Below are 3,193 nucleotides of genomic sequence, written 5' to 3'. Positions count from 1 at the left end.
GATCCGGCCGCGCAACTCGATGCGGCGCAGTACGTGGGCATCCACGACCGCGTGTCGGCCTTCGTCGCGCAGAGCGAGCGGCACGCGCTGGTGACCGACTTCGCCGCCGCCTACGCGTCCACCGAGGCCTACCCGGCCGAGGCCTTGCAGCGCGCTGCCATCCGCGCGCTGCGGCGCGACCCCGAGTTGCTGGTCAAGGCTGCGGCCTCGCCCGGCGATCCGCTGTTGCGCGGCGTGCTGGCGCGGCGCGCGCTCGAATCGGGCATGAGCCTGTCGGTGGACGAGATCGTGGTCACGCAAGGGTGCATCGAGGCGCTCAACATCGCGCTGCGTGCCGTGGCGCAGCCGGGCGACACCATCGCGGTCGAGTCGCCCAGCTACTACGGGTTGCTGCAGGTGCTGGAAAGCCTGGGCCTGCGCGCACTGGAGATCCCCACCAGCCCGCGCACCGGCCTGTCGGTCGAGGCGCTGGAGCTGGCCTTGCAGACGTCGTCAGAGCGGCACGAGCGCATCGCCGCTGTGGTGGTGGTGCCCAACTTCCAGAACCCGCTGGGTTGCGTGATGCCCGACGAGCACAAGCAGCGCCTGGTGCAGCTGTGCGAGCGCTTCGATCTGCCGCTGATCGAGGACGACACCTACAGCGCCCTCACCGCCGACGACGTGCCGCTCAAGGCGCTGAAGGCCTGGGATCAGTCGGGCGGCGTGATCCACTGCGCCTCGCTGCGCAAGATCCTCGCACCCGGCATGCGCATGGGCTGGATCAGCGGCGGGCGCTGGCATGCGCGCGTGCAGATGCTCAAGTACGCGCAGACCCGCGCCAACGAGAAGCTGCCGCAGCTCATCACCGCCGAGTTCATGGGATCGAGTGCCTACGACCGCCACCTGGCGCGGCTGCGGCGGCAACTGAAGGCGCAGCGGGAGCAGGTGTCCGAAGCCATTGCCGGCTGCTTCCCGACGGGCACGCGGCTGAGCGTGCCCGAAGGCAGCCTGCTGCTGTGGGTGGAGCTGCCGGACGGCCGATCGTCTCAAGCGGTGTTCGACGAGGCGCTGCAACAGGGCATCCGCTTCGTGCCGGGCACGCTGTTCTCGAACTCAGGCCGCTTCGATCACTTCATGCGCATCAGCTGCGGCTTTCCATTCGACGCGCAGGCCGAGCGGGCCTTGCGCGAACTGGGCCGGATTGCGGCCGGGTAGGAGTCACGCCAATGCACCAGGACGACATCAAGGCCCTGTTCGATCAGCAGGCGGCTGGTTACGACGCCCAATGGGCCAAGACCGCGCCGATCCGAGATTGCCTGCACCTGCTGTTGGAGTCGTTGTTCGCGGGCCTGCCGGCGCAGGCGCACATCCTGTGCGTGGGCGTGGGCACGGGCGTGGAGTTGGCGCACCTCGCGCTCAAGAGGCCGCGGTGGCGCTTCACCGCGGTCGACCCTTCGAGCGAGATGCTCGACGTCTGCCGCCAGCGGGCACAGCGTGAAGGCTTTGCCGCGCGCTGCGAGTTCCACCCCGGCTACCTGGGCTCGCTTCCCGCGGGCGAACCGCACGACGCGGCCACGTGCTTCCTGGTCTCGCAGTTCATCCTGGACCGACCCTCACGCGCCGCGTTCTTTGCCGAGATCGCGGCCCGTCTGAAGCCAGGTGGCTTGCTTGCGAGTTCAGACCTGGCGTCCGACGTGTCGACGCCCGAGTACGAGCTGTTGCTGCGTGCCTGGATGAACATGATGTCTGCGGCGGACATCACGCCCGAGGCCATCGAACGCATGCGGCGGGCCTACGCGAACGACGTGGGGGTTCTTGCACCGCAGGAGGTGGCGGCGATCATCGAGGCCGGCGGCTTCGCGATGCCCGTGCAGTTCTTCCAGGCCGGGCTGATCCACGCCTGGGTGTCGACGCGGCGCTAGCCGCCCTTGCACTGCCGCTGGATCGCGGCCCAGCCCTCCGGGCCCAGCTGCTCCAGGGTGCGCATGTTGTTCTCGTAGATCGCCTCGGCCTCGGGGAAAGCCGCTACGGCGCGGTCGACGCTGGCCTCCCGCAGCAGGTGCAGCGTGGGGTAGGGCGAGCGGTTGGTGGCGTTGGCGATGTCGTCGGCCTCGGTGCCTGCGAACTGGTACTGCGGGTGGAAGCTCGCGATCTGCAGCACGCCCTCCAGACCAAGCTCTTCCAGCGCCTCATCGGCGATGTCGAGAAAGTCGTTGAAGTCGAGGAAGTCGTTCAGCAGTTGCGGATGGATCAGCAAGGTGGTGTCGGTCTCGGCCGGGTCGGTGGCCACGAGGTGCTGCATCTCGCCGACCAGCTCGGCCAGCAGCGCCTCTTCGTCGGCAGCCTGGCTCAGCACGTAGCGCACCTGCTGCTTGGCCTGCACGGCCTTGGCGAAGGGGCAGAGGTTGAGCCCGATCACGGCGCGCTCGACCCAGGCGCGGGTTTCGGCGATGGCTGGCGGGGCAATTGGAGTCATGAGCGCGGGGGCAGGCGGGGAGGCCGAATGATGACAGGCCCGACAATCGACCCCGATGTCCACGCTCAAGTACCTCACCGGCTACGCGCCCGAGCTGATCGCACAGGTGCAGAGCCTGATCGACCGGGGGTGCCTGGCCGAGACGCTGGCGCAGCGCTATGGCGGCACGCACGATGTGCGCACCGACCGCGCGCTGTATGACTACACCGTCGCGCTCAGGAACCGCTTTCTGCGCAATGCCGAGCCGCTGAGCAAGGTGGTGTTCGACAACAAGCTGAAGGTGATTCAGCAGGCGCTGGGAACGCACACCGCGGTGTCGCGCGTGCAGGGCAACCAACTCAAGGCCAAGCGAGAGATCCGGGTGGCCAGCCTGTTCAAGGAGACACCGCCCGAGTTCTTGAAGATGATCGTGGTGCACGAGCTCGCGCATCTCAAGGAGCGCGAGCACGACAAGGCTTTCTATCAGCTGTGTACGCACATGGAGCCGCAGTATCACCAGTACGAGTTCGACCTGCGTCTGCACCTCACCGCGCTCGAGCTTCGGGGCGCACAAGCCCCGGCCACCCCCGGCTCCGGATCCGCATCACCGTGAGCGGCTCCCGTCAGAGGGCATCTGAGGCGCCCTAAGGCGAGCTCACCAATCCTCCTTAACCGCCAGCGCCATCTGCCGCCCGGCCGCGCTGCGCGCTGCGAGCCAGGCGGTGAGCGTGCCGGCCACCACCACCGCGGCGCACAGCA

The 3,193-nt window shown here is 68.2% G+C and carries 4 protein-coding genes; 3 read left to right on the top strand and 1 reads right to left on the bottom strand.

The genetic code is table 11. From position 1 onward, the window contains the following. Together VFL64_RS02600 and VFL64_RS02595 are read left to right on the top strand one after the other, a co-directional pair. Positions 1–1,194 (top strand): aminotransferase-like domain-containing protein (locus VFL64_RS02600; protein ID WP_489538825.1); only part of this gene is annotated, 1,194 nt, incomplete at its 5' end. 11 nt (positions 1,195–1,205) lie between these two features. Next, positions 1,206–1,901 carry a class I SAM-dependent methyltransferase gene (locus tag VFL64_RS02595; RefSeq protein ID WP_489538824.1) on the top strand — a complete coding sequence of 232 codons (696 nt, stop codon included), beginning with the start codon at positions 1,206–1,208 and terminating at the stop codon, positions 1,899–1,901. Here VFL64_RS02595 and VFL64_RS02590 read toward each other — a convergent pair. Then, positions 1,898–2,455, bottom strand: coding sequence for a DUF1415 domain-containing protein (locus VFL64_RS02590; protein ID WP_489538823.1), 558 nt, complete (start codon positions 2,453–2,455; stop codon positions 1,898–1,900). The genes VFL64_RS02595 and VFL64_RS02590 overlap by 4 nt on opposite strands. 55 nt (positions 2,456–2,510) lie before the next feature. Between VFL64_RS02590 and VFL64_RS02585 the strand changes: the two genes are divergently transcribed. Beyond that, positions 2,511–3,047, top strand: coding sequence for a YgjP-like metallopeptidase domain-containing protein (locus VFL64_RS02585; protein ID WP_489538822.1), 537 nt, complete (start codon positions 2,511–2,513; stop codon positions 3,045–3,047). Positions 3,048–3,193 lie beyond the last annotated feature (146 nt).

The organism is Rhizobacter sp. (assembly GCF_035702065.1).
In the GTDB taxonomy this organism is placed as follows: domain Bacteria; phylum Pseudomonadota; class Gammaproteobacteria; order Burkholderiales; family Burkholderiaceae_C; genus Rhizobacter.
Note: the sequence above shows the minus strand (reverse complement) of the source record. Positions and strands in the feature narration are given on the sequence as shown.

Coding starts and splice junctions, on each gene's coding strand:
- VFL64_RS02585 (WP_489538822.1), top strand. CDS start 2,511: ATGTCCACGCTCAAGTACCTCACCGGCTACGCGCCCGAGCTGATCGCA.
- VFL64_RS02595 (WP_489538824.1), top strand. CDS start 1,206: ATGCACCAGGACGACATCAAGGCCCTGTTCGATCAGCAGGCGGCTGGT.
- VFL64_RS02590 (WP_489538823.1), bottom strand. CDS start 2,455: ATGACTCCAATTGCCCCGCCAGCCATCGCCGAAACCCGCGCCTGGGTC.